The sequence below is a fragment of the Methylobacterium sp. WL18 genome (assembly GCF_008040015.1).
Classification (GTDB): domain Bacteria; phylum Pseudomonadota; class Alphaproteobacteria; order Rhizobiales; family Beijerinckiaceae; genus Methylobacterium; species Methylobacterium mesophilicum.
This window is the reverse complement of sequence record NZ_VRVD01000025.1, coordinates 1-25368: the sequence shown is the minus strand read 5'-3', so window position 1 is coordinate 25368 and position 25368 is coordinate 1. Positions and strand designations below refer to the sequence as shown.

Genomic DNA, 25368 nt, shown 5'->3' with positions numbered 1-25368 from the left:
CTCCTGGGCGAATGGCGGCAGGACCGCCAGGGCGCTGCCGACGAGGCCAGCCGCGAGAGCGGCGGCGGGGGACCGGGCCGAGCGCGGCGGGGCCACGGCTACAGGTTCTCGACGGGCGCGGCGAAGACGTAGCCGACGCCACGCTCGGTGACGATCAAGCGCGGCGCGGTGGGATCCGCCTCCAGCTTCCGGCGCAGCCGCAGGATTTGGACGTCGATGCTGCGGTCGAACACGTCTTCGTGGACGCGGGTGGCCTGCAGGAGTTGCTCGCGGCTCAACGGACGTTGGGGGGCGTCCAGGAAGGCCACCAGCAGCGCGTATTCGCCCTTGCTGAGGGCGACATCCGCGCCCGCGGGGTTGGTGAGCCGCCGGCGACGCCGGTCGAGCACCCAATCGTCGAAGCGGCTCCGGTGAGAATCCTGCGCCCGTGCTGGGACGGGCGCGACCTCGGCTCGCCGCAGGATCACCCGCACCCGAGCGAGCAGCTCACGCAAACCGTAGGGTTTGACGAGGTAATCGTCCGCGCCGAGTTCGAGACCGATCACCCGGTCGATCTCGTCCCGGCGGTGGCCGGTGGTGATGATCACCGGCAGGTCGCTCCTGACGCGCAGGTCGCGCAAGAGATCCAGCCCGTTCTCCGATCCCAGTCGCAGGTCGAGCACGACAAGATCGAACGTGCCCTCCGCGAGCCGCTTCTCCGCCTCCGCTCGGTCCGTCGCCGGCGTGACGTCGACGTCGTGGTCGGCGAAGTGGTCCGAGACGATGCGCTGCATGCCCGCATCGTCCTCGACGAGGAGGATGCGGGTCGTGCCGGGGCGTGCGCTCCGCCCGTGACCCCGGTGCAGGCTGGGTTCGACCATGGCTAACTCCGCTTCGCGGCAGCGTGCCGCGACGGCGCGATCTCGATGCGCCGGCTCAGGGATCAAGACCGCCGCCCCGGATCGGGGGACATCGCCGCCCGGGACACCGCCCCATCCTTCGCCGACCCATCCCGGCCGGCCTTCAGGGCACTTCCGGACGTCGGGCCTCGTACGGCGGAGCTGATACCATGCCCCCCAAAGGATTGCGCCCTTCACATTGTGCGAGGCAACACAACACGAGCATTCGCCCTGGACATAGCTGTATCTGGGGAGCAAATGCCAGTTTGTTACCGCTGTAATATGGATCGATGCTGATCGACATGGCGACGTAACGCACAAATACCATGGTCGAATTCTCACAGTGGAGAGGCGGCCATGATTGACGCCGTGATCCCGCCGGTCTATCCGCGCGGCCGCAGACACTTCCGTAAGTCCGGACCTGATTGGCGGGACCCCGTAGCGGGCACCGGGCAGCCGCCGGCCAGCCGATCCCGGGACCGGGCCGACCCGGCTCCACCTGCGGTCACGATCCCCCGAACGGTACGCGGCACCTTCGCGTGGCTGCTCGATATTTTGACGATCGGTTTCGCCTACGGTGGATGTATCCACCATACGCATCCTGATTATCTCGAATTTCTCTCAGATATTGGCGCTAAATATCAGCACAAACGATAATATCTTCGGTTTAATTTATACAAAATTGCAAAAGTCGGATCGGCAGAAGCGCCTGCATGATGACCTACATCTCGGCCGACGTGCCCCTGGTGGAGGCGGCGCGCGATCTCGACCGATTGCGCGAACTCTGCCCGCAGCTCGTCACCGCCAAGACGCTGCTCGCAGGCCATTTCAACACGCTCGAGGTTGCCGACCAGGTCAACGCGATGATCGAGCGCTTCCTGTCGGTCGGCCTGACGACCCGCATGCCGTAGGGGAAAGCGGCGCGAAGGCCTTCGGACGGGCTCCGTCGGTCACGCAACGGCGCGGGTATGCGCGCCATGTCTCACTCCCTCGAAGGAGAGCGGCCCGCGCCCTCCTGAACCCGCGGCGTCATGTCCCAAGCGCGGCCCTCTCCGCTCGGATCAGCGGGACGGCACCCTGACCGGACGCCGTCCGACGTCATCGCGCGCCGACGTCACGGCACCGGCCCCTCTCCGGCCCGTCGCCGAGAAGGCGCCGCGCCGACGAAATGACCTGAAGCGTCTGAGTGCTCAGCTGCTCCTGCAGCGCCCGTCGCTCATAATGCCGTAGGCGAGCAATCAGGTCTTCGGCACCCGAGACCCCGTGATCTTTTCCGCCGATCATAGATTCCGTGATCGTTCGCCTGAGCAACGCCTCGAAGACGTCGTCGCTATTGGCCAGACTTGCAACCATGAAGACTTCTCCTTTTGCGAGGCGACAGCCTTCTTCGAAGGGCCAAGTTACGGCATGATTTCGGAGTCTCTGACGCACGAAACACGCTGCACTGGACGTGCTCTTGCGCACACGGGAGCCATTCGCGCGTCCTCCCCCGCAGGCCTCCGCGTGGAATGTTATGATCGTAACCCTCGGGCGAGGTTCCGAAATCGTCCTGTAGCCCGGGTCTCCGCAAGTTCGCGCGCATCACAGCAGCGAGGACCTCCGGATGAACGACACCGAAGACAGTACGCTCCACGCTGGCATTCCCGAGCCGTCCGTCGGCATCCCGATGCTGACGGTGGCGGAGCTGGAGGCTGATCCGCACGGGGTGTTCCGCGCTTGGCGACCCCGCCTGCCCCTCGTCGGTCACGAGGTCGCCGGCTTCCTCGTGCTCCGCGCCCGCGATGTCGATCTGCTGATGCGCGATCCTCGCGTCCAGGCGACGGAGACGCTCTATCCTGAGGCGCGCGGGATTCCGGAAGGCCCACTGTTCGACATCTTCGCGCACGGAATGCTCAACGCCAACGGTGCGGTTCATCGTCGGCGCCGCTCGCCCTTCACCCGCACCTTCGCGGCCCGGATGATCGAAGGCCTGCGCCCGCGGATCCGCGCTGCCGCAGAGAGCCTCGTCCAGGACTGGATGCCGGAGGGGGAGACCGACCTTGTCGGGCGTTACACCGCCCTGATCCCAGCCCAGACCATAGCCGAAATCCTCGGCCTGCCGCGCGGAGACATCCCTCGCTTCACGCGTCTCGCCTACGAGGTCTCCCGGGTGCTGAGCTTCACCTTCGGACCGGAGGACATCCCGGAACTCGAAGCGGCCGCGGTCGCGCTACAGGATTATGTGCATGCACTTCTCGATGCGCGCCGATCGGCGCCCCAGGACGACTTCCTGACGCGCTTCCTCGCGGAAGCCGAGGCGGCGGGTGAACTCACCCCCCAGGAAGTGATCATCCAGCTCGTGCAGATGATCATCGGCGGCACCGATACGACCCGCGTCGCCGGCGCCATGCAGGTGGCGCTGCTGCTGCAACATCCCGAGCAATGGGCGGCGGTAAGAGGCGATTCCGGCCTGATCCCGGCCGCGGTAGCAGAATCCCTGCGCTACGAGCCGAGCGTCGGGTCCGCTGGGCGGGTAGCCCGGGAGGAGATCCGCCTCGACGGTCATGTCGTGCCGGCCGGAAGCCTGATCCTGCTCTCGACCCTATCGGCGTTGCGGGACGAGGCCGTCTACGCGCATCCCGACACGTTCGACGTCCGGCGCACCGACCTACCACGCCTGCATCCGGTCTTCGGCGGCGGCGCGCACCGGTGCATCGGCGAAGCTCTGGCGCGGATCGAATTGGAGGAGGTCCTGGGCGCCCTGACGCGCCTAGCCCCGCGCCTCCGCCTGACCGGCGCGATGCCGGTTCTCCAGGGTCACAGCGGCATCCGACGCATCGATGCGTTGAGGGTCGCCGCGTAGCACCTTTACCCTCCGTTGGAGGCGCGCCTGCTTCGATCACGCTCCGCAGCTGCGCTCTGATAGACCACCCGCAGCCTCGCTCCCGGTTGCCGTCGCGACAGCACGGCAGCCGATCTCCCCGCGCGCGAAGTGCGTCCGACGGAGGTATTCCTTCGGGCGACGCCAGCCGCAGGGCGTTCCAACTCGATCCCGAGCATCGACCGCCAAACGGTCGACGATGGTCGCAACGTTGCGATCCTGTCGGGATCGACGCGTCTTGACGCATCGCACTTGGGCCGTCGGCGCCGGTGAGCGCGACCTCCCGCCCGTGATCACGGACGAGGGCGGCCAAGTGCTCAGAGCCGCCGGATCAAAAACTGGATCTCGCAGCGGGCGGCCGCGGGAGGGGCGGACGTTCCAACGGTGCGCATGAGCGCAACCCGACCCCCTGGCCTGGATGCGGTCACGCGCGGTTGCACATCGTATCCGAAGATCATCGAAAAAGATTGCAGCGCGTAATATCGATGGCGAATAAATTCGCGTGTTTCTAATGTCATGAGTTTTCAGATCGAAGAAATCATGGCGTAAGATCGCCGCTGCACTCCTGATACGCCACGATCGGGAGTACGAGACCATGAATTCTCATCGGACCAGAATCACGGTGGGCGCGGCGATCGGTGTCATTCTCTTGCCCCTTGCAGTCCCGACCGCCGCACGATCGCACCCGGCCCCGCGCTTCACGCAGCCCGACCTGCCGAGCCTCGCCGCGATCAACCACCCACTTGCATCCCGGACGAGCCGTGACGTTCGTTCTCCCGCCGTCGAGCGCGAGCACCTCAGGGCGCAGCGCGTCATCAGCCGCGTCCGCTCGGGCTGCTGATGCCGGTGATGTTCCTTCCGGAAGCTCCCGCCGTGGCGGTGGACACCTTTCCTTTGCTCGCTCGCGCGCGGCGGGTGGCTGACTGGGCCCAGAGTGTTCGCCGACGCTGTACCGTCGCCACAGTATGGGACAGTCCTTTCCTCGCCGTGGCGCCGATACCGTTGATTCTGGGGTTGGCATCCGCGACCGCGCCGGAACCTGACGCCCTCGGCGTCGCCGGGCTTGCCGCAACGTGTCTTGCGCTGCGCGTTCAGCGCCTTCGCTCCACCGCCCGGATGGTGATGCAGCAACGAGACAATCTCGCGCGCTTGGCCGCCCCTGCCGTCGCCCGATGGATCGCGGACACCGACTTCAACACTTTGCGCGCCGGCTGGGAGCAGGAGGCAACGGTGCTGTTTGCCGACATCTGCGGCTTTACCCGTCTCTGCGAAACCCTGGCGCCGAGCGACGTCGCAGCATTCCTTGCCGATTTCCGGGGCCGCGCCGCGCGGGCGATCGAGGCGGCGGGCGGCCTTGTCGACAAATTCGTGGGCGACGAGGTCATGGCCGTGTTCGGCGTGCCGCAAGCAACGTCCGAGGATGCCGATCGCGCCGTCGCGGCGGCCCGCGCGCTTGCTGCTGCCATGTCGGACTGGAGCCGCGAACGGGAGCAGGCGGGTCTATCGCCGGTCCGTATCGGCATCGGGCTGCATCGCGGTCCGGTTTTCTTCGGCGCCATCGGGGCGGAACGCGTCGAGTTCACCGCGGTCGGCGACACCGTCAACGTGGCGCGTCGCCTGGAGCAGATGACCCGCACCCTCGCCTGCGGCTGCATCGCATCAGAAGCCGTTGTGCAGAAGGCGACGTCCGGCGAGGCACAGATCGTGGCCGTCACGCCCGTGCGCGGAGCCTGTGCCGTCAAACGCCTGTTCGCGATCTCGCTTCACATCTAGCAGCGGACCGGTTTGTCCATACGCCTGAAGTGTCTTCCGAATGCGTGCGGAACAAACTCGACCGAGGCTGGAAGCTCCATCGGGTCTGTGATGCGCGGAGCACCCTCGTTCGGCTGCAGGCGGGGCACGGTCAGCAAAACGAAGTCGACCGGGCCGCCGAATTTATCTCGGGGCTAAACTGCGACTTCGGCATCTCAGCCCAGGCCTACGATGCCGAGCCTTTTCACGACACGATCTTGGAAGCATGAGCGGACCGTCGATCTCGCCACGGTTTAGCCGGCGGCGGCCGCACGCATATGATCGCCATCGTTCCTCCGCACGTTCTCAATGCGCGCTGCCGGTCTCGAAGAACTTGAACAGGAACAGCCCTGCGATCACCCACACCACCGGCTTCACCTCGCGCGCGCGGCCGGTGAGCAGCTTCAGCGCCGCGTAGGTGATGAAGCCGAAGGCGACCCCCGTGGCGATCGAGTAGGTGAACGGCATGAGGAGCGCGGTCACGCAGGCTGGGATGACCTCGGTGGAATCGTCCCAGGCGAGATCCACCAGCTCGCGGAGCATCAGACAGGCGACGTAGAACAGCGCCGGCGCAGTGGCATAGGGCGGGACCGCGCCGGCCAACGGCGCGAAGAACAGGCAGGCTAGGAACAGCACCGCCACGGTGGCGGCGGTCAGCCCGGTGCGTCCGCCCTCGGCCACCCCGGAGGCGCTTTCCAGATAGGCGGTGGTGCTCGATGTGCCGAGCAGCGAGCCCACGAAGATCGCAGTGGAATCGGCCAGGAGCGCGCGGTCGAGGCGCTGCATTCGGCCGTCGGTGAGCAATCCGGCGCGGCTCGCCACCCCCATCAGGGTGCCGGTCGCGTCGAACAGTTCGACCAAAAAGAGCACCAGGACGACGTGGAGCAGGCCCCCCGACAGGGCGCCTGAGAGGTCGAGGGCGAACAAGGTCGGCGTGATCGAGGGCGGCATCGAGACCACGCCCTCGAATGTGTTGCCGGCGACGAAAAAGCTCAGCCCCGTGACCGTCAGGATGCTTGTGAGCAGGGCCGCCCTCACCCCTCGGGCGGACAACGCGGCGACGATCAGGAAGCCGATCACCGCCAGCACCGTGCTCGGCTTGTGCAGGTCGCCGAGGGTCACGAACGTCGCCGGGCTGGCAGCCACGATGCCGGCGTTCTTGAGCGCGATGACGGCCAGGAACAACCCGATCCCGACCGTGAGGGCGATCCGCATCGAGCGCGGGATGCCGTCGACGATGATCGCCCGGAGGCCCGTCAGGGTGACGGCCAGGAAGCAGAGGCCGGAGATGAACACCGCGCCGAGCGCCGCCTGCCAGGTGAAGCCCATGCCGAGCACGACCACGTAGGCGAAGTAGGCGTTGAGCCCCATCCCGGGCGCCAGGGCGATCGGGTAGTTGGCGTACAGGCCCATCACCAGCGAGCCGAGTGCCGCGACCAGGCAGGTCGCCACGAACACCGCGCCCTTGGGCATGCCGGCATCGGCCAGGATGCTGGGATTGATGAACACGATGTAGGCCATCGTCAGGAAGGTGGTCAGGCCCGCAAGCAGTTCCGTGCGCACGGTGGTGCCGTGCTCGGCGAGCCGGAATCGGCGCTCCAAGAGGCCGGATTGCCCGGCCGCTGGGATCGCGACCTTGCGCGCGTCGTCCATCACCCCTCCCCGCCGCGGCCGGCCATCGTGGCCCGGAAGATCCTGTCGGGCGCGAAGGGTGTCGCGGTGAGCCGGGCCCCGGTTGCGTCGCGGATCGCGTTGCCGAGGGCCGCCGCCACCGGATTGAACGGCGACTCGCTCATCGACTTCGCGCCGAGCGGCCCGACGCTGTCGTGGGTCTCAGCGAACAGCACTTCCGTGTCCGGAACGTCGGCGCAGGCCGGGATGTGGTAGTCGCGCAGCGTCCGGGTGGTGACCCGGCCTCCGGCGTCGATGGAGACATCCTCATACAGGGCGGCGCCGATCGCCTGCGCGATCCCGCCCTCGACCTGGCCGCGGCATTGCATCGGGTTGATCACCCGTCCGGCGTCGGCGGCATGGACGCTCCGAAGGATGCGGACCTCGCCGCTCACCGGGTGGACGGCCACCCGGAAGGCCTGGACGTTGAACGCCACCGAACGGGGGCTGCCATCGGCCCGGCCCCGGGCCTCGAGCGGGCCGATCTCCGCCAGCAGCAGGGATCCGCCGGGCACCGCCACGGCGTCTCCGGCCAGCCGGCATGCGTCTATCCCCGTACCGGATATCTCCGCTGCGCGCGCCCGGATCATCACCGCCAGCGCCTCGGCCGCGCGGAGCACCGCCAAGCCGGCAACCACGGTGCCGGTGCTGCCGTAGGCGCCGGTGTCGTGGTCGACGGCGTCGGTATCCGCCCCCGCGACCCGGACGCGGTCGGGGGCAGCGCAGAGTGCCGAGGCCGCGATCTGGCGATGGACCGTGGCGGTCCCGTTGCCGAATTCGGCCGTGCCGACCCGCACGGTGAAACCGCCGTCCGGATCCAGGCTCACCCGCGCGTCGGCATGATGGCCGCGGGGCGGGATCGTGTCGATCATGGCCATCGCCATGCCGGTGCCGGCCCGCCAGCCGGGCTCGGGTTCCGGCCCAGGATCGGCGCGCAGGGCCTCCTCAGCACGATCGAGGCATTGGTCGAGTCCGTAGCTGCCGAAGACCACGTCGTGCGGCTCTAGGCTATTCGACACCATCGGGTCGCCCGGACGGACGGCGTTGATCCGGCGCAACGCGAACGGGTCGATCCCGAGCGAGCGGGCGACTTCGTCGAGGGCCGATTCGAGGGCGAAGATCGTCTGGCTCAGCCCGTAGCCCCGGAAGGCGCCCGACGGCACCGTGTTGGTGAAGACGGCACGGCCGTCGACCCGCTTGTTCGGGCATTTATAGGCGGCCAGCACCTCATTGCACCCGTGATGGATCACGCCGCCGGCATGGTTGCCGTAGGCGCCGGTATCGGAGAGCACGTTGAGGCTGATCGCCGTGAGCCGCCCGTCCCGGCGGGTACCGACCTTCACGGCGACCTGCATCGGGTGGCGGGTGGTGGTCGCGATGAACTGCTCCTCGCGGGTCAGCTCCCAAACCACCGGCCGGCCGGTGCGCAGGATCGCGAGCGTGACCAGATCCTCGGTCAGCATCTCCTGCTTGCCACCGAAACCGCCGCCGACCCTGCCGCACAGGACCCGAACCGCATCCCGTTCGAGCCCGAACAGGTCGCACAGGGCGTCGCGCGTCAGGAACGGCACCTGGCTGCTGGTGCGCAGCGTCAGCCGCCCGTCCGGGTCGCGCCACCCGACGGTGCCATGCGTCTCCAGGGCAACGTGCTGGACCCGCTGTGATCGGAAGGTCTCGGCGTAGACGACATCGGCCTCGGCGAAACCCGCCTCCACGTCGCCGATCTGGCCGTGGACCTCGGCGGCCAAGTTCGGATGGCGCGCCAGCGGAGGCGCGTCCGCGCCAGGCCGGTCCGCCGGATCGTGGATGATCGGCGCATCCACGGCGAGGGCGAACGCGGGATCGAGGACGGCCGGTCGCAATTCATAGGTAACCGTCAGCGCCCGGCAGCCGGCCTCCGCGGCGGCCTCGGTCTCGGCCAAGACGGCCGCGACCCGCTGGCCGACGAAACGCATGATCGAATCGAGGACGCGCGTGTCGGCGGCGTCGTCGCGCGGATCCTCATGGCGGCCGGTGGAGAATGCCCGCTGTGGCGCATCCGCGTGGGTCAGCACCGCGACGACCCCCGGCACGGCGCTCGCCGCCGCGGTGTCGATCGCGACGATGCGGGCATGGGCGTGCGGCGAGCGGAGGACCTTCAGGTGCAGAGCGCCGTCCGGCGGCGCGTCGAGGGTGAAGCGCGCCCGCCCCGTCACCACCAGGGGCGCGGCCGGGGCCGGCAGATTCCGGCCGATCGGGTCTCCCTCCCCGGCGACATCGCGATGGGCGATCCCCGCAACGGCATCCCGGATCGCACGGTATCCGGTGCAGCGGCACAAATTCCCTTTCAGGGCCGTACCAAGGTCCCACTTCTGCCCCTGGTTCAGGGTCACGGCGGTCATGATCATGCCGGAGGTGCAGAAACCGCACTGGAAGCCCTGGGCGGCCAGGAACGCCGCCTGCACCGGATGGATTACGTCGGGCGCCGCATCGCCCGGTTGGCAGCGACCGGCCAGACCCTCGATGGTGGTGATGCTGCGGCCCTCGGCCCTAAAGGCCGGGACCAGGCAGCTATGCACCGGCTCGCCGTCGAGATGGATCGTGCAGGCGCCGCAATCGCCGGCGTCGCAGCCCTTCTTGACGCCGTACCAGCCGGTCTCGCGCAGGTAGGTGCGCAGGCACTGGCCGGGGCGCGGCTCGCCGGTATGCGCGTGGCCGTTGACCGTGAATCTCATGCAGCAGCCTCGTCGGATAACGCTTCGCGGATCTCCTCCGCGAGGTGGCGGGTCATGTGCGCCCGCCACTCCGGCTTTCCGTGCACGTCGTCGTACCAGAGGTCGTCCGGGATCGCGGCCTCCAGTGCCCGGGCGAGTTCCCGGCGATCCGGCAGGCCCGCGAACGCAAGGCGCAGGGGCTTGCGGATCGAGGCCGTGACGGTGAGCGCGAAGGCGCCGTCGGACTCTCTGGTGCCGATCAGCAGCGCCCCCGAACGGCCGTTCGGACTCAAACTGATGCGCCGGAACGCGGTGCGGCGGGTCAGGGCGGCGGCCGGGATGATCACGCTGCGCAGGATCTCCCCCGGTCGGAGTGCATTCCGTTGCGGCCCGAGGACGAAGTCCGTGACCGGGAGACGGCGCTCGCCGCCATCCGATGCCCAGATCACGCAGGTCGCCTCGAGAGCCGCGGTTAGCGCGGTCATGGGCCCGGCCGGCAGGGCCATGCACAGGTTGCCGCCGACCGTCGCGACGTTCCAGATCTTGAACGACCCCAGCAGGGCCCGGCAGCACTGCCCGACGAGCGGAGCTGCAATCCAGTTCGACGGCAGTTCCAGCCGGTCGAGCTGGGCTATGGTGCAGGTCGCCGCCAGCGTCAGGCCGTCGGGATCGACGGCATGCGGCGACCAGCCGAGCGACGCGAGGTCGACGAGCCGCCGCGTCGTCGGCTGCGGCTCCGAGAACAGCCAAGTCCCGCCGGCCAGACAGGCGTCGCCGTCCTGCCAATCCGGCAGGTCGGCACGCGCATTCGGGCGGAGGATGGTGTCGATCGTGTTGAGGTCCACACGCCCTCCTTGGCCTCGAATCGCCCGGATCGCTGTCCGGCCTCACCATATGCCGGCCGATGCGCGGCGTCGGTCAAGGGACGCGGTGGAGATATGGCGCCTCCGGTCCTAAGCTCAGGCTTCGAACATCCTCTCGGAGATCATCATGGCTCTGATAGCATCGCGGTATGGCAAGGATCGCGTCCGGGTCCTACGGTTGACCCGTTCCGGCGACCACCATGTGCCGCGGGAGCTGACGCTTTCGGTGATCCTGACGGGTCAATTTGAGGACGCCTGGATACAGGGCGACAATCGGGCCTGCATCGCCACGGACAGCATGAAGAACATCGTCAACGTGACGGCGGCCAAGAACCCGTCCCTGAATGCGGAAGCGTTCGTGGCTGCCGTTGCAAAGGTCCTGCTCGACACCTACCCGCAGGTCGAGGCCGTGGCGATCGAGGCCGAGGAGACCCGCTGGCTGCGTCACGCCATCGCGGGAATACCGCACGGCCATACCTTCACCCGCGACGGCAACGGCTTCGGCTTCGTTGGGCTGCACGCGGACCGCTCGGGGTCGATCCTGTCGTCGGGCTTGCGCGGCTACACCTTCATTAAGACCACGCAATCCGGCTGGACCGGCTTCGTCGCAGACGGCTACCGCACTTTGCCGGACGCCACCGACCGTATCGCCGCCACGAGCATGGACGCCACCTGGACCTGGTCGTCGCCTCCGGCGGATTACGAGGTGGCGAACGCGCGGATCCTCTCGACGCTGCTGACGGTGTTCGGGACGCGTTACAGCCGCGGCGTGCAGGACAGCATGTACCGGATGGGCGAGGCCGCGCTCGACGCGGTCCCGGAGGTGGCCGAGATCGCCTTCGTGATGCCGAACAAGCACTATGTGCCGATCGATCTCAGGCCGTTCGGATTGGACAACCCCGGAACGGTGTTCCTCCCCACGGACGAGCCGTCCGGCCGGATCGAGGCGACGATCGGCCGAACCGGCTGAGCGCGCGTCCTCTGGTGCGTTTCGAGACGGCCAGTTCGATACAGCGTTGCTCGGCTCTCAAATCCTCGCGATTGGAACAGCCTCGCACTGGTCGATGGGAACGCGTGCAATGCACGGACACGTTGCAGAACCGCACGAGCCAGAAAGGGCCTGCCGACAGTGTGTATAATTATCGACGAAAAACAGAAACTACGGCGTATCATAGATTAAGAGACGATATTTACGCATGCAACCCCTGCGTGCGCCGCTAAAAGCTACGGGCTGGACGCGGCCCGCGAGCCAAACAGTCGTCGTTTATTTCATGTTCGACCATTTAACCTGCAGTCAATCCACTTCCTGATACAGCCGCCTGAAGAAAAACCGCGACGCACGGCGCCAGCACGCGTTGCATCCCGTCAGAGCTTCCGGAGGACATCATGTTCAATCGCCTGGTGGGCGCGCGCGACCGGGACGCCAAGCTGGCCGCCCTGAGCCGGTCCCTCGCGACGATCGAATTCGCCCTGGACGGCACCATTCTGGATGCCAACGACAATTTCCTCGCAGTGATGGGCTACACCGTCGCCGAGATCCGCGGGCGCCACCACAGTCTGTTCGTCGACCCGGCGGAGCGCGAGGGCGAGGCCTATCGCCAGTTCTGGGATAAGCTGCGACTCGGCACGTACAAGACCGCGGAATACAAGCGCTTCGGCAAGGGCGGCCGCGAGGTCTGGATCCAGGCGAGCTACAACCCGGTGCTCGATCGTGCCGGCAGGCCGACCAAGATCGTCAAGTTCGCCACCGATATCACGTCGCAAAAGTTGCGCGCCCTCGACCTCGACGGCCAGATCGCCGCGCTTCACCAGTCGCAGGCGGTGATCGCCTTCACGCTCGACGGGACGATCCTGAGCGCCAACCAGAACTTTCTGGACGCCGTCGGGTACCGGCTCGACGAGATCGTCGGACGTCACCACGAACTGTTCGTTACCGACGCGGAACGGTCCAGTGAGGCCTATCGCGCCTTCTGGGCAGCGCTGGCGGCCGGCGAATTCCAGTCCGCCGAGTACCGGCGGATCGGCAAGGACGGCCGCGAGGTCTGGATCCAGGCGACCTACAACCCGATCAACGATGCGAGCGGGCGACCGGTCAAGGTCGTCAAGTTCGCAACCGACATCACCGCCCAAGTCCGAGAGCGCCAGCGTCGCGCCGAGGCCCAGCAGGCGATCGGTGCTGACCTCGACGCGATCGGTCGAGCCGTCGAGGACGTGACGCGTCAGACCGGGACGGCGGCCGATACCGCCGGCCGCGTCTCCATCGATATCCAGGCCATGGCGTCCGGCGCCGAGCAACTTTCGATCTCCGTGAGCGAGATCAGCCAGCAGGTCAGCCACGCGGCGTCGATGGCGGGCCAGGCCGTGACGCAGACGCAGCAGACCGGCAGCATCGTCTCCGGCTTGAGCGATCAAGCCGCGCAGATCGGCGACGTGGTCGGGCTCATCGCCGGCATCGCCGCGCAGACGAACCTCCTGGCACTCAACGCGACCATCGAGGCGGCGCGCGCCGGCGAGGCCGGCCGCGGCTTTGCGGTCGTCGCGTCCGAGGTCAAGGCTCTCGCCGAACAGACGGGTCGCGCCACGGACCAGATCCGCAATCAGATCGCCGCCGCCCAGTCGGCCACCCGTGAAGCAGTCGGTGCGATCGACACCATCCAGGGTACGATCCGGACCTTGAGCGACGTCTCCTCGAGCATCGCCGCGGCCGTGGAGGAGCAATCCGCGGTCACGCGCGAGATGTCCGGCAGCATGCAGACGGTCTCCCACGGGGTCTCGACCATCGCGGCCGGCATGGATACGATCGCCCAGGCCAGCGAGCAGGTAGACCGCGCCACCCGTCAGGTGCGCGAGGCTTCGCGCTTGGTGGGATGAGATCTCGAAGGCTTCGCCGGGCGCGCGTCGGATCAGCGTGTCCCCGGGATCAATTTTATAAGATCAATCGCCCAAATCCTGATACTCCAAAGAGATAAAAGTCATTTTCTGCCAAATATTGAGTTAAAATTTGGTTCTATTGACATTAAATACAATAAATATAAATAGTAATTCCACAGATTGTACTGTTTGTTCCGCCGCGTTAAGAAAAACTTCAGCGGTCCGTGGGGCCGACGCTTTGCGATTGTCGCATCGTCGCGGTACTAACTGGAATCACATTCAACGGAATCGACGCATCACTGCGTCGGAAAGCAATTCTACGATGACGCCTTCTGGTCAAAAGATCTGCCTGTCAATGATCGTCAAGAACGAAGCGCCAGTCATTCGGCGCTGTCTCGACTCAGTACGGGCAATTATTGATCATTGGGTCATTGTGGATACGGGTTCAACCGATGGAACGCAGGACATCATTCGTGCCGCCCTGGCCGATGTTCCGGGCACCTTGCTGGAGCGTCCATGGGTCGATTTTGGTCATAACCGTACGGAGGCGCTCGAACTCGCGCGACCACATGGGGACTACACGCTCGTCATCGATGCCGACGACGAGCTGATTGCCGCGCACGGTGGAACGGCGCTTCCAGGCAACTACAAAATGCCAGATCTGGATGCTCCAGGGTACACCCTACAAATTCACGACACCACGATGCGGTACCCACGGACGCAGCTTTTCAAGAATGCGTTGCCCTGGCGTTATCGAGGCGTCCTGCACGAGTTTGCAGAATGTGAGGAGCCGGTCTGGACTGACACGTCGTTGCCGCTCGCAATGCGACGGGGGCACGATGGCGCGCGGCGTCGCGATGAGAGCACGTATGCACGGGACGCTGAGATTTTCGAAAAAGCTCTAAAGATTGAAAAAGATCCATATCTATTGTCGCGCTATATGTACTATCTAGCAAACAGTTATCGTGACTGCGGCGAAAAACGTAAAGCTTTGCAGGCCTACCTCAACCGTACGACCATGGGGTTTTGGGAGGAGGAAATCTACATCAGTTATCTGGGCGCTGCCCTTTTGATGGACAATCTTGACGAGCCATTTGATGAAGCTGTTTCCTGCTTCGATAAAGCTATCGCAATCAACCCCCGCCGAGTTGAGGCAGTCTATTACGTCAGCCGATATTGCCAGGACAAAAAACGCTACGTCGAAGCGTACCATTATGCCGAATCGGGGCTTGAGTTATCAGCGCCAACGGACGGACTTTTTGTTCAGCACTGGATGTATAACTATGGATTGCGGGATAAGTTTTCTGTGATCGCTTTTAACACAGGACAGTATCGAGCCTGTCTTTCCGCATGCATCAGCGTACTCGGATGCCCAGAATTTCCCCACGAGGAACGCCAACAACGTGTTGAGATCGCGCGAAAAGCGCTTGCCAAGATGGTCGATCCTGCTTGGGGCGCCAACCATTCATCTTATAGCGCGGTCTATAGCCCGGACTGGTGATCCGATTCAGAGAGTCCATGAAGTTCTGATGATATGGCCAGAACTTCATATCATTTTACGATTTAATTTTATAAAATGATGTATATAACAGCCTATATATCATAAATATATTTTTTAAATTGCCCACAGTATTCAAATAGCGCCGAAATCTTCCTTTTGAAGCGGCTTACAGATTATATTACTTTCGGCAAAGATCTTTCGCCAGCGCCGGTTGAACGATGAATATCAAACCATTTATTGGCGCTTAAGCCAACGCAATTATATACATCAGTGTAACGTCGATCTGATTGTCTGCGTCTGTGAGTGTTCCGTATCGGTGCAGGGAGCGGTCGAACGTCTCCGTTTTTTTGGGGCGATGGCGCATCCTCCCCGCTCCAGCATCACCCTTGCCCGACCTACTCGGAAGCAGAAGCGGGTAAAGTCTCGCTGCCGGGCACAGCCTGTCTGCCTTGGACGTACCGACCACGTCGATGCGCGATAGCCTTCGAGGCGTCATCGAGCAACTGACCGCCCTGCTTGCGGATTGCCAAGCGCTAACGGGTTCTAGGGCTACCGGTGAGGCAGTAGGCGGTAAAATACGGCTCATACGTCTCTCGGTGCGCGTATTCGATGTCGTAGATCTGACCTCCCCTCACTCGCCTCCCTTCACCCGTATGTCGGATGACGCACGAACTATCCCGTCCGAGACCAATCCCTTCCCTTAAATAGCGATCGGCCAACAATTTTGCGTTGCACGAAGCCAGACATTTGGAAACACATTCTTAGATCTGTGCAATAAAAATACCTCATCCTTGGGCAGATCGGCATGGCTGCCGGTAGGAGGAGAAATGTTCGCGCGCTTACAGAAAATCACCTCTGGAAATTCGTCTTCGGCGCGGTGCTGTCGGCTCATCAAATCGACGCGAACCGGTGATGATGCCTTGGAGATGATCCGCTATGAATACGCACACAGATTCATATTTCGCGACATTCGGTAATACTGCTCTCCCGACAAGTATCGCTTTCTCGGAAACGTCCGCGGATTTCGGTGGGCCGCGCTATTATGCGCACGGGCGTGCAGCTCAAGCGAACGCCCTCGACGAGGGTCTCATGGCCGACGAGGTCTCGCGCATCCTCGGTGGGCGAAGTATCGTCGAGGCCTTTCCCGTCTGGCAGGGCGAAAGTCCGGCGGAGTACGCGGCGCGCGCCGTCGCCGAGATGTTCGTCGCCTACCTTCAATAGGTTCTGCTGCGTCGTCGGGCTCAAGCGTCCGACATAGTCGCCTTCACTCTGGTTGACGCCGCGCTGCGTTTTCGACGGCGGCGGCGAGGGGTGATGCGCTCCAGGCGAGAGTCTCACATCATGCCAATGATTCAAACGCCCGGGCAGGGTCTCCCGGCGCGCGTGCTGCTGCGCGCTGTCATGATCGGTGCCATCTGCGCAGCAGCCATCTCTCCGCTTTCTGATGGGGGCCCACCCGTCCCGAGGCGGGAGTTGGCCGGCCGTGCCAGCGTTTTCAGCGAGGAGCCATCCGACGTGGCGGCACGGGTAACCCTCGGCCCGGGCGGCCGGGATATTCGGTTGGCCGGCGATCTCACGGAGGGCGTGGCGGCGCGCGTCGCCGCGTTGCTCGCGACGAACCCGCGCGTCGAACGCCTTCACCTCACCAGCGATGGCGGCTTGGTCGATGAAGCTATGGCGCTCGGGGCGCTGGTCGCGCGGCGGCACCTCGTGACCTACGTGCCGGATGCCTGCGCCTCCGCGTGCACCCTTGTCTTCGTCCAGGGACGAGCCCGCTATCTGGCCGTGGGCGGGCAACTCGGTTTTCATGCGCCCTACGAGCTTGGACCGGGCGGCCGCATGGAGGCGGTCGATCCCGATGTCGAACGGGCAGCCTATCTCGCGGCAGGCGTGGCGCCGGATTTCGTCGCGCAGACCATGACGGTGGCGCCCAAGGATATCTGGGTTCCGGAACCCACCCGGCTGCGCGCGGCGGGCGTCGTCACCGGGATGGTCGGAACCGACCGCTTTCCCGATTCCACACTCGATGCCGATTCGAGCCCACAGGCGGCGCGGGCCGAGATACTCCACAACGTGCCGATCTTCGCGACGGCCGACCCTGCTTCGGTGGACGCGGCCGTGGCTTGGTATCGTGATGGGTACTTGGCCGGCCGCACGGAGGCGGAAGCTCTCGCCGGTCTGCGCCGGCGGGCGACGACCGAACTCCGACGGCAAGTCCGGTCTGCCGACGATGCGACCCTTCACGCCTTGGGTCTCGTCATCCTTGCGGACACGACGGATGCCGACATCTGCGCGGCGGTGGCACAGGGTGACCTCGTCACGCTCGACGAGACGCTCAGACGCGCGCGGCCTGGCAGCCCGGGCCTAGCCCCTCTGCGCGCTGGGCGTTCGATCGAAGCTCAGACCCACGCTGTGGTCGGTTTCGAGTCGAAGGGAACCGCTCGACCCGGACGCTCCGTCGTGTCCTCGGTCTGCACTGGACCCATCACGGCGATCCGTCGCGCCCTGGAACGCGCGCCGCATCAAGCCGCGCACGCCATACGTGCAGTGTTGATGGGTGAACGATCGGCGAAAATCGCCAGTGCGGCGGCACAGTAAGGGTGACCCGAATCGCCTGAACGGCGATGACCAACCGGTCCATTACCCCCTCCCCGGTTGAACGCGAGGCACGGATGACGACGACACGCCGTAGCGTTCTACCCGGAGCGCTTGCGCTGGCCGCCAGCGGAGCCTGAGCCGCTACGGCCCTCCGTATAGTCGCCTCCTCGGTTCCGCATAAGGAGATCCTCGAGTTCGTCGAACGGACGCTCGATCCAGGGTTTCCCCTGACACTCATCGAAACCACCGGCGATATCCGCCCGAACGCCCTCCTGCGCGACGGTGACGCCGACGCGAACCCCATCCAGCACGTGCCGTACCTGCGCGCGGAAGAGGCGCAACTCGGGGTCAGACTCGCGGTGATCGCCGCCGTCCATGTCGAGCCCCTCGGGATCTCCTCCCGGCGCTTGAAGACCCTCGAGGCGGTGCAGCGAGAGGCGCGCGTCGCCTTGCCGAACAACGTCCCGAATTTCAGCCGGGGGCTGAAGCTCCTCGGGGCGAGCGGACTGATCCGGCTCCATTCGGGTCGAGACGGGACGTTCGCAACGGTGCAGGACATCGCCGGGAACCCAAGAGACCTCCGTTTTGTCGAAGTCGCCTCGGCGCAGCTGCCGCGCTCCCTCGACGACGTCGATGTGGCGGTCATCAATGGCAATTATGCCTTGGAGTCCGGGCTCGACCCGACTCGGGATGCGCTCGCGATGGAGCGTGCCGAGGGCAATCCGTACGCGAATGTCCTCGTGACGACGCAGGCCTTGGCGCAGGACGAGCGCATCCTGCGCCTCGTCAGCCTGCTGACATCTGCGGAGGTCGCCGATTTCATCAGCGAACGCTATCGCGGCTCGGTCATTCACGGCCGGCGCGCCTGACTCTGGCATCTACCCGCCCGCCATTGTTTCAGGTTGGCTGCAATTCGACTTCGAACGTCGGTCTTATCGATCCGGTCAACGTCTTGGGCAATGATAGCACGGAGTAAATCTAACTTAAATCTGATTTTTACTGTATAATATAACAACTTTATATCAGTATCTAGTTTACTTCATCCACACAAGTCAACTGTCTTGCAATTGAATGACATTCAAACATAAAAATTTTGATAGAGATGTGTTGAATGATTAAGAAAAATATGCTAACACATAATGACGCTTTATTTCAGGTTATATCAAATGGACCTCGCATTACAGCGAAAAAGAAAAGCCTCTGCTCTCAACATCCGATCTATTATCATCGGCTCTTCGGTAGCCCTGTTCGTTATATCGGCGGCTATAGGATTGTTTTCTGTATTTCGGATGGGTATGATCAACACGGTGAGTCGGTCGGTCTCCAGCGAGATCGAAGCGGTCACGATTCTTGGACGGATGAAGGCGCTCAGCCAGGAGCTACGCGCCCTGGATGTCCAAGCTCACAATGCCCGGTCGGACATAGAGAGGCGCCGTCATCTCGACGAAGCCGGCAAGGCCCAGGAGGCGTTCTCCTCGGCTTGGAGTGCCTATGCCCCGACCATTGTCGGCGCCGACGAGCGCATTCTGGCGCATCGCTTGCGCGAGGCCTGGCAACACTTCCTGGCCGTGGAGGCCGAAGCGACGGCGCTGGATCGGGCAGGTGAGCGCGAACTCGCCGACACGGTGTTCGCCGAGGCATTCCAGGCTGATGCCGTGGCGTTCACGCAGTCGGTGGATTCCGTCCTGGTCCACCGGCAAGCGCGGGCCTTCGAGCAGATGGCGGAGGCCGATGCGGTCGGCGCCACGTCGCGGCTCGCGGTCTTCGTTGCGTTGGCCGTCGCGGCACTCCTCACGATAGCTATCAGCTGGTTCATCGTCCGTCGCGTCGCCGCACCGATCGCGACGATGACCCGGGTTATGGCGCGGCTTGCCGAGAACGATCTCGCCGTGGTGGTTCCAGAGGGCGATCGCGGCGACGAAATCGGTGCGATCGCCGGAGCCGTTCAGGTGTTCAAGGAGAACATGCTTCACGCCAAGTCCCTGGAAGACGAGGCCGCTCAGCTCCGCATTGAAGCGGAACAGCAGCGCAAGGTCGTGATGCACGACATGGCGGAGCGGTTCGAGGAGACGGTGGGCGAGATTGTCGGTACGGTCACCGCCGCCGTGTTGCAGTTCCAGGGAACCGCCCACCAGATGAGTGCGGCGGCCGGGCAGACGGCGAGCCAATCGACCACGGTCGCGGCGGCGGCCGAACAGGCCGAATCCAATGTGCGGATGATCGCCGCCGCCGCCGACGAACTCGGCGCCTCGGTCCAAGAGGTGGGACGCCAGGCTGAATTGTCCGCCGCCATGGCCAACGGTGCAGCGATGGAGGCCACCCAGACCATCGCGTTCGTGCGGGTCCTCAGCGGCGCAGCGGACCGGATCGGCGACGTGGTCAAGCTGATCGCCAAGATCGCGGCTCAGACCAATTTGCTCGCCCTGAATGCCGCCATCGAGGCGGCTCGGGCCGGCGATGCCGGTCGTGGATTCGCGGTGGTTGCCGCCGAGGTCAAGCAGCTCGCCGGCGAAGCGAAGCGCGCGACCGACGATATCGCCAGCCACGTTTCGGTCATCAAGGCATCCACCTCCGATGCCGTCGCAGCGATTGAGGGGATCGCCACGCGGGTCCGCGATATGAGCGGAACGGCTGCCTCGATTGCGGCAGCCGTCGAGCAGCAGGGCGCTGCCACGCAGGAGATCGTGCTCAACATCTCCCAGGCCGCCAACGGCACCGGCGAAGTGACGGCGAACATCAGCACGGTGGCCGGGACGGCGGAGCATACCGGGGCGGCCGCCGACCGGATGCTCACCTCAGCCAGCACCCTGTCCCGCGACGCGGAACGCCTGGGCGACGAGGTCCAGCGGTTCCTCAAGAGCATCAGGGCGGCCTGACGTGACGGGCCCGTTCGGCTGGCGACACTTTGCCAAGCCGGTAAACCATCGATACGGCCGGCTTGAGCGCGGCGCCGTCGGTGCCGTCGGTGCCGCCTCGAAACCGTTGATTCTTCGCGCGCTGATGCCGGACCGGGGCGGATGTCGGCGGCGCGCCCCCAAGGCAGGTGCAAGGGCCATGATCGAAACGCTTTGCGGCTGGTCCGCCTCCCGAACACGCGGTGCTGTGCAGGCGGTTCTTCGGTTAGCTCTTGGCGGTACGGCCCGGAGATCAGCCCGCGTGGGTGGCTGGTGGCCGGCGGCGTTCATGTTCGCCCTGGCGAACCTGTCGACACCGGCTGTGTCGGCCGAGATCGGCGTGGCGATGGTCGAGCCGAGCGGGTTCACCGCGCTCCTCCGCGACGGCATCCAAAGCTATGCCAAGAGCCTGCCCGATTGCTCGGTGCGCTTCGCCTACGCGCCCCAGGGCGAGGGCGAGATGCAGGTCGAGCAGATCCGGCAATTCATCGCTGCCAAGGTCGATGCGCTCGTGGTCCTGCCAGCCGATACGACGACGAACGCGACGATCACCCGCTTGGCCCAGGACGCCGACATCCCCCTCGTTTATGCCAATAACGGCCCCCGGGAGGATTGGTTTGCCGGACGCGTGGCGTTCGTCCTGTCCAATGATTTCGTCGCCGGCCGTCTGCAGATGAGAAAGCTCGCCCAGATGCTGGACGGCAAAGGTCGGGTGGCGATCATCCAGGGGCCGCCGAGCCACACAGCCTCGGCACTTCGCACGCAGGGCGCCAAAGAGGTCGCCGCGGCCTTCCCGGGGATCAGCATCGTCGCCGAAGGCGTCGCGGATTGGGAGCGCAAGAAAGCCGCAGCGCTCGTGGCCGGATGGCTGGCGCATGGGACGGCGCCCGATGCCATCGTCGCCAACAACGACGAGATGGCGATTGGAGCCGCCGACGCGGTCGATGCGGCTGGGATCCCTACGGATCGAATCCTAATCGGCGGCGTCGATGCGACGCCCGACGGACTGCGGGCGATGCAGCACAAGCGCATGGCCGTGACGGTCTACCAGGATGCCGGCCTACAAGCGCGGCGGGCGATCGACGATGCCCTCAAGTTGGTCCGGCACGAGCCCGTGCAGCAGTACGATTGGGTTCCGTTCGAACTCGTCACGGATCGAATGTCGACCACGCATTTTTCAAGATAGGCGGTTTCCCAACGCGGTGGGGTGGAACACACCGCGCTGGGGCTGATGTTTGCCGGTGCGGCTTCGCCCCTAACGCATAACGAACGGATTCTCGGGGGCGTCGCGGCTCGTCGAGATCCAGACGCTCTTGGTCTCCAGGTACTCGCGGATCGACTCGATGCCGCTCTCGCGGCCGATCCCGGAGCGCTTCATGCCGCCGAACGGCATCATGTAGCTCACGGCGCGGTAGGTGTTCACCCAGACCGTTCCGGCACGCAGGCCCTTCGACATGCGCAGGGCGCGGCCGATGTCCTGTGTCCAGACGCCGGCCGCCAATCCGTAGATCACGTCGTTACCGAGGCGCAGCGCCTCGGTCTCGTCCTCGAACCCTATGATCGACAGGACCGGGCCGAACACCTCCTCCTGGGCGATGCGCATGTCGTTCGTGACGCCGGTGAAGATCGTCGGCTCGACGAACTGACCGCCGATCACGCCGGGACCGGAGGCCGGCTTTCCGCCGAAGACGCAGCGCGCGCCCTCGCTCTTGGCAAGCGCGATGTAGTCGAGCACCTTCGCATATTGCGGCGGCGTGGTGATTGGCCCGATGTTGGTGTCCGGCTGCATAGGATCGCCGAGCCGGGCGGTGCGGGCCAGAGCCACCAGCCGCTCGACGAAGGCCTCACGGATGCTGTTCTGCACGAGCAACCGCGAGCCGGCGATGCAGGTTTGCCCGGTGGCGGCGAAGATGCCCGAGATCGCCCCGGCAGCCGCGGCCTTCAGGTCGGCATCGGCGAACACGATGTTGGGCGACTTGCCGCCGAGTTCCAGCGACACCCGCTTGATCTGACGCGCGGCCGCCTCGTAGACCTTCGCGCCGGTGACATCAGAGCCGGTGAAGGTGATCTTGGCGACGTCCGGGTGCTCCACGATGGCGCTGCCAGCTTCGCCGCCGTAGCCGGTGATGACGTTGAACATCCCGTCCGGCAGCCCGGCCTCCTTGGTGAGGCGGGCGAATTCCAGCGTGCTGGCAGAGGCGAATTCAGACGGCTTGACCACGACGGCGCAGCCAGCCGCGAGCGCCGGTGCGCATTTCCAGGCCACGAACAGCAGCGGTGAGTTCCAGGCGGTCAGCGCTCCGACCACGCCCACCGGCTCGTGCCGGGTGAACGCGAAGGTCTCGGGTTTGTCGATTGGCACCTGGGCGCCTTCGACCTTGTCGGCGAGGCCCGCGTAATACCACCACCATTCGGGCTGGTAGCGGGTCTGCCCGTACATCTCGGCGAACAGCTTGCCGTTGTCGCGGACCTCGACCTCGGCGAGCGCCTTCGCATCGCGCTCCACGAGATCGCCGATCCGGCGCAGGACCTTACCCCGGGCCGAGGCGGTCATGGTGGCCCAGGGCCCATCCCACATGGCACGCTTGGCGGCCGCCACCGCCTTGTCGACATCCGCCTTCGAGGCGCGGGGGATGCGGGCCCAGGGCTCGCCCCGGTAGGGGTCGACGGACTCGAACCAAGAGTCGTCGACCGGATCGACGTCCTGGCCGTCGATGTAGAGCTGATAGGTTTTCACGGCGCGCCTCTCTCGCGGATGACGCGCGTGTTATGGGCTGGAACCCCGCCGGTGACGAGGCTCGCCGCGCCCTACGCGTTGGCGCTGAGGCGCTTGATGTCGGCGTCGACCATCTCGGTGATCAGCGACTCCAGGCTGGTCTGCGCCTCCCAGCCGAACGTGGCCTTGGCCTTGGCCGGGTTGCCGAGCAGCACCTCGACCTCGGCCGGACGGAAGAACGCCGGGTCGATGATCAGGTGGTCGTCGATGTTCAGGCCGACATGCTTGAACGCGGTCACGCACATGTCCCGCACCGTGGTGGTCCGGCCAGTGGCGATGACGTAGTCGTCGGGCTTTTCCTGCTGCAGCATCAGCCACATGGCCTCGACGTAGTCCCGGGCGTGGCCCCAGTCGCGCTTGGCGTCGATGTTGCCCAGCCGCAGTTCCTTCTGCATGCCGAGCTTGATCCGGGCGACGGCATCCGTGACCTTGCGGGTGACGAACTCGACGCCGCGCAGCGGACTCTCGTGGTTGAACAGGATGCCGTTCGACGCGTGCAGCCCGAAGCTCTCGCGGTAGTTGATGGTCATCCAGTGCGCGTAGAGCTTGGCGACGCCGTAGGGCGAGCGCGGGTAGAACGGCGTCGTCTCGCTCTGACGCTCTTCCTGGATCAGCCCGAACATTTCCGAGGTCGAGGCCTGATAATAGCGCGCATTCGGCGCCACCGAGCGCAGGCATTCGAGCATATGGACGGCGCCGAGACCGGTCACCTGGCCGGTGAGCAGCGGCTGTTGCCATGACGAGGTCACGAAAGACTGTGCGGCGAGGTTATAGATCTCGTCCGGCTTGGTGGTTTGGACGATCCGCAGCAGCGCAGACTGGTCCAGCAGGTTGCCGTCCACGAGTTCGACGTCGCCCAGGATGCCGAGCCACTTCAACCGGTGGTCGAACACCCCGGCATGGCTGGAGCGGCGCACGATGCCGGTGACCGTGTAGCCTTTCTGCAGCAACAGCTGCGCCAGATACGCGCCGTCCTGGCCCGTTATCCCCGTGATCAGCGCGCGCTTGGCTGTCATGAATCTGTCCCGTCCCGTTGCTGCCCGGCTGCTACGACCGGTCTGGCCTTCGCGTCAAGGTGAGGCCAGACTGCGAATAGTCTTCGCGGGCTGGCGCGTCGGCCTGCGACATGACTCGTGATATGCGAAGAATTACGTGCGGCCGGCCGAATTCTTCGCGGGCAAGCCCCCTCGCCCTAGGGTTGGGTCAGCCACGCGGTGACGCCGTCGAGCGACCGGAATTCCTCCAGCGCATGGACCCGGGCGTCGGGCAGGGCCGACCGCGCCATCGTGGCCAGCGCGTGGCCGGGGCCGAGTTCGATGACCCGGTCGGCGCCGTATTCCCGGGCGGCTTCGAGGCAGGCTGCCCAGTCGATTGTATGGGAGATTTGGCGTGCCAGTTTGTCGAGACCATCCTCGGGCCGGAACATCGTCGCCCCGTCGAGTCCGGTGACGAGACGCGGGGCGCCGGCCGGCGGGTGGTGCAGGGTGACGGCGCCGAGCGCGCTTCGGAACGCATCGCTCGCTTCCGCCAGCAGCGGCGTGTGCGAGGGCGTGTGGACCGGTAGCACCACAGCCCGCTGCGCCCCCGCCCCGGTGGCGTCCCGGCACAGGGCTTCGAGCGCATCGCGTCGCCCCCCGACGACGCCGCTATCCGGGGCGTTGCGGATAGCGAGGTGGCAGGCGCGACGTCCGGCCAGGGATTCGAGTGCGTCGAGCCCGAGGCCCCGGATCCCGGCGAGCCCGAACCCCTCCCCGGAGGCGGAATCCATGGCCTCGGCGCGCCGGGCCGCCAGGGCCAGGACGTCGGCGTCGGCGATCCGACCGACGACGCCCCAGGCGGCGAGATCGCCGATGCTGTAGCCGGCCACGATGGCGCGGCCGGAGAACGTCAGCCCCCGCCAGGCGGCGGCCTGTTGTGGGAGGCGGTGACCGGGCTCACCTACCTGACCGCATCGTCCGACCTCGACCTGCTC

Annotated in this window: 19 protein-coding genes and 1 pseudogene; 12 read left to right on the top strand and 8 right to left on the bottom strand. The window is 65.4% G+C overall.

All coding sequences use genetic code 11. The features are described from left to right. Positions 1-98 precede the first annotated feature (98 nt). On the bottom strand, positions 99-860 hold the full coding sequence (locus FV228_RS04785; protein WP_147853538.1) for a response regulator: 762 nt from the start codon (positions 858-860) through the stop codon (positions 99-101). Between the two features lie 375 nt (positions 861-1235). On the opposite strand from FV228_RS04785, the gene FV228_RS04780 reads away from it, so the two are divergent. Together FV228_RS04780 and FV228_RS04775 are read left to right on the top strand one after the other, a co-directional pair. Then, positions 1236-1535, top strand: a complete 300-nt coding sequence (locus FV228_RS04780) for a hypothetical protein (RefSeq protein ID WP_147853537.1) — start codon at positions 1236-1238, stop codon at positions 1533-1535. Positions 1536-1600: 65 nt separating this feature from the next. Next, a pseudogene (locus FV228_RS04775) lies at positions 1601-1789 on the top strand (alpha/beta hydrolase); the annotation flags it as partial. 187 nt (positions 1790-1976) lie between these two features. On the opposite strand, the gene FV228_RS04770 reads toward FV228_RS04775, so the two are convergent. Then, positions 1977-2231 carry a hypothetical protein gene (locus FV228_RS04770; protein WP_147853536.1) on the bottom strand — a complete coding sequence of 85 codons (255 nt, stop codon included), beginning with the start codon at positions 2229-2231 and terminating at the stop codon, positions 1977-1979. A gap of 250 nt (positions 2232-2481) precedes the next feature. On the opposite strand from FV228_RS04770, the gene FV228_RS04765 reads away from it, so the two are divergent. Beyond that, positions 2482-3720, top strand: a complete 1239-nt coding sequence (locus tag FV228_RS04765) for a cytochrome P450 (protein ID WP_147853535.1) — start codon at positions 2482-2484, stop codon at positions 3718-3720. A gap of 858 nt (positions 3721-4578) precedes the next feature. Then, positions 4579-5511, top strand: a complete 933-nt coding sequence (locus FV228_RS04755) for an adenylate/guanylate cyclase domain-containing protein (protein ID WP_246693829.1) — start codon at positions 4579-4581, stop codon at positions 5509-5511. A gap of 324 nt (positions 5512-5835) precedes the next feature. Here the strand turns inward: FV228_RS04755 and FV228_RS04750 are convergent, their stop codons facing one another. The 3 genes from FV228_RS04750 to FV228_RS04740 are packed head-to-tail and all read right to left on the bottom strand — an operon-like array spanning position 5836 to position 10738. Beyond that, positions 5836-7182 carry an NCS2 family permease gene (locus tag FV228_RS04750; RefSeq protein WP_147853533.1) on the bottom strand — a complete coding sequence of 449 codons (1347 nt, stop codon included), beginning with the start codon at positions 7180-7182 and terminating at the stop codon, positions 5836-5838. Then, positions 7182-9914: a molybdopterin cofactor-binding domain-containing protein gene (locus FV228_RS04745; RefSeq protein ID WP_147853532.1), complete on the bottom strand. Its 2733-nt coding sequence runs from the start codon at positions 9912-9914 to the stop codon at positions 7182-7184. The genes FV228_RS04750 and FV228_RS04745 overlap by 1 nt, the downstream gene beginning before the upstream one ends. Then, on the bottom strand, positions 9911-10738 hold the full coding sequence (locus FV228_RS04740) for an FAD binding domain-containing protein (RefSeq protein ID WP_147853531.1): 828 nt from the start codon (positions 10736-10738) through the stop codon (positions 9911-9913). Before FV228_RS04740 ends, FV228_RS04745 begins: the two co-directional genes overlap by 4 nt. Positions 10739-10883: 145 nt before the next feature. Between FV228_RS04740 and pucL the strand changes: the two genes are divergently transcribed. From pucL to FV228_RS04700, 8 genes are all read left to right on the top strand, one after another. Further along, entirely contained in the window at positions 10884-11726 is an 843-nt protein-coding gene (gene pucL / locus FV228_RS04735; protein WP_147853530.1) for a factor-independent urate hydroxylase, read from the top strand. A 416-nt stretch (positions 11727-12142) separates the two neighbouring features. Then, positions 12143-13627: a PAS domain-containing methyl-accepting chemotaxis protein gene (locus FV228_RS04730; RefSeq protein WP_147853529.1), complete on the top strand. Its 1485-nt coding sequence runs from the start codon at positions 12143-12145 to the stop codon at positions 13625-13627. 355 nt (positions 13628-13982) lie between these two features. Beyond that, positions 13983-15128, top strand: a complete 1146-nt coding sequence (locus FV228_RS04725; RefSeq protein WP_246693828.1) for a glycosyltransferase — start codon at positions 13983-13985, stop codon at positions 15126-15128. A gap of 1089 nt (positions 15129-16217) precedes the next feature. Further along, entirely contained in the window at positions 16218-16349 is a 132-nt protein-coding gene (locus tag FV228_RS34755; RefSeq protein WP_281406468.1) for a hypothetical protein, read from the top strand. 339 nt (positions 16350-16688) lie between these two features. Beyond that, positions 16689-17726: a hypothetical protein gene (locus tag FV228_RS04715; protein ID WP_246693827.1), complete on the top strand. Its 1038-nt coding sequence runs from the start codon at positions 16689-16691 to the stop codon at positions 17724-17726. Between the two features lie 155 nt (positions 17727-17881). After that, entirely contained in the window at positions 17882-18595 is a 714-nt protein-coding gene (locus FV228_RS04710; protein WP_348645008.1) for a MetQ/NlpA family ABC transporter substrate-binding protein, read from the top strand. A 270-nt stretch (positions 18596-18865) separates the two neighbouring features. Then, a complete protein-coding gene (locus tag FV228_RS04705) occupies positions 18866-20602 on the top strand; it encodes a methyl-accepting chemotaxis protein (RefSeq protein WP_147853525.1) in 1737 nt (578 codons plus the stop codon). Between the two features lies 1 nt (position 20603). Next, positions 20604-21806: a substrate-binding domain-containing protein gene (locus tag FV228_RS04700; protein ID WP_246693826.1), complete on the top strand. Its 1203-nt coding sequence runs from the start codon at positions 20604-20606 to the stop codon at positions 21804-21806. A gap of 69 nt (positions 21807-21875) precedes the next feature. Here the strand turns inward: FV228_RS04700 and FV228_RS04695 are convergent, their stop codons facing one another. The 3 genes from FV228_RS04695 to FV228_RS04685 all read right to left on the bottom strand — a co-directional run. Continuing rightward, positions 21876-23357 (bottom strand): aldehyde dehydrogenase, encoded by a 1482-nt coding sequence (locus FV228_RS04695; protein ID WP_147853524.1) that lies wholly within the window; start codon positions 23355-23357, stop codon positions 21876-21878. A 71-nt stretch (positions 23358-23428) separates the two neighbouring features. Beyond that, a complete protein-coding gene (gene gmd, locus FV228_RS04690) occupies positions 23429-24412 on the bottom strand; it encodes a GDP-mannose 4,6-dehydratase (protein WP_147853523.1) in 984 nt (327 codons plus the stop codon). A gap of 176 nt (positions 24413-24588) precedes the next feature. Next, the coding region (locus FV228_RS04685) for an acyltransferase domain-containing protein (protein WP_147853522.1) at positions 24589-25368 on the bottom strand (780 nt) is incomplete at its 5' end.

Coding starts and splice junctions, on each gene's coding strand:
- FV228_RS04780 (WP_147853537.1), top strand. CDS start 1,236: ATGATTGACGCCGTGATCCCGCCGGTCTATCCGCGCGGCCGCAGACAC.
- FV228_RS04755 (WP_246693829.1), top strand. CDS start 4,579: ATGCCGGTGATGTTCCTTCCGGAAGCTCCCGCCGTGGCGGTGGACACC.
- FV228_RS04770 (WP_147853536.1), bottom strand. CDS start 2,231: ATGGTTGCAAGTCTGGCCAATAGCGACGACGTCTTCGAGGCGTTGCTC.
- pucL (WP_147853530.1), top strand. CDS start 10,884: ATGGCTCTGATAGCATCGCGGTATGGCAAGGATCGCGTCCGGGTCCTA.
- gmd (WP_147853523.1), bottom strand. CDS start 24,412: ATGACAGCCAAGCGCGCGCTGATCACGGGGATAACGGGCCAGGACGGC.
- FV228_RS04750 (WP_147853533.1), bottom strand. CDS start 7,182: ATGGACGACGCGCGCAAGGTCGCGATCCCAGCGGCCGGGCAATCCGGC.
- FV228_RS34755 (WP_281406468.1), top strand. CDS start 16,218: ATGGCCGACGAGGTCTCGCGCATCCTCGGTGGGCGAAGTATCGTCGAG.
- FV228_RS04785 (WP_147853538.1), bottom strand. CDS start 860: ATGGTCGAACCCAGCCTGCACCGGGGTCACGGGCGGAGCGCACGCCCC.
- FV228_RS04730 (WP_147853529.1), top strand. CDS start 12,143: ATGTTCAATCGCCTGGTGGGCGCGCGCGACCGGGACGCCAAGCTGGCC.
- FV228_RS04745 (WP_147853532.1), bottom strand. CDS start 9,914: ATGAGATTCACGGTCAACGGCCACGCGCATACCGGCGAGCCGCGCCCC.
- FV228_RS04765 (WP_147853535.1), top strand. CDS start 2,482: ATGAACGACACCGAAGACAGTACGCTCCACGCTGGCATTCCCGAGCCG.
- FV228_RS04705 (WP_147853525.1), top strand. CDS start 18,866: ATGACGCTTTATTTCAGGTTATATCAAATGGACCTCGCATTACAGCGA.
- FV228_RS04725 (WP_246693828.1), top strand. CDS start 13,983: ATGATCGTCAAGAACGAAGCGCCAGTCATTCGGCGCTGTCTCGACTCA.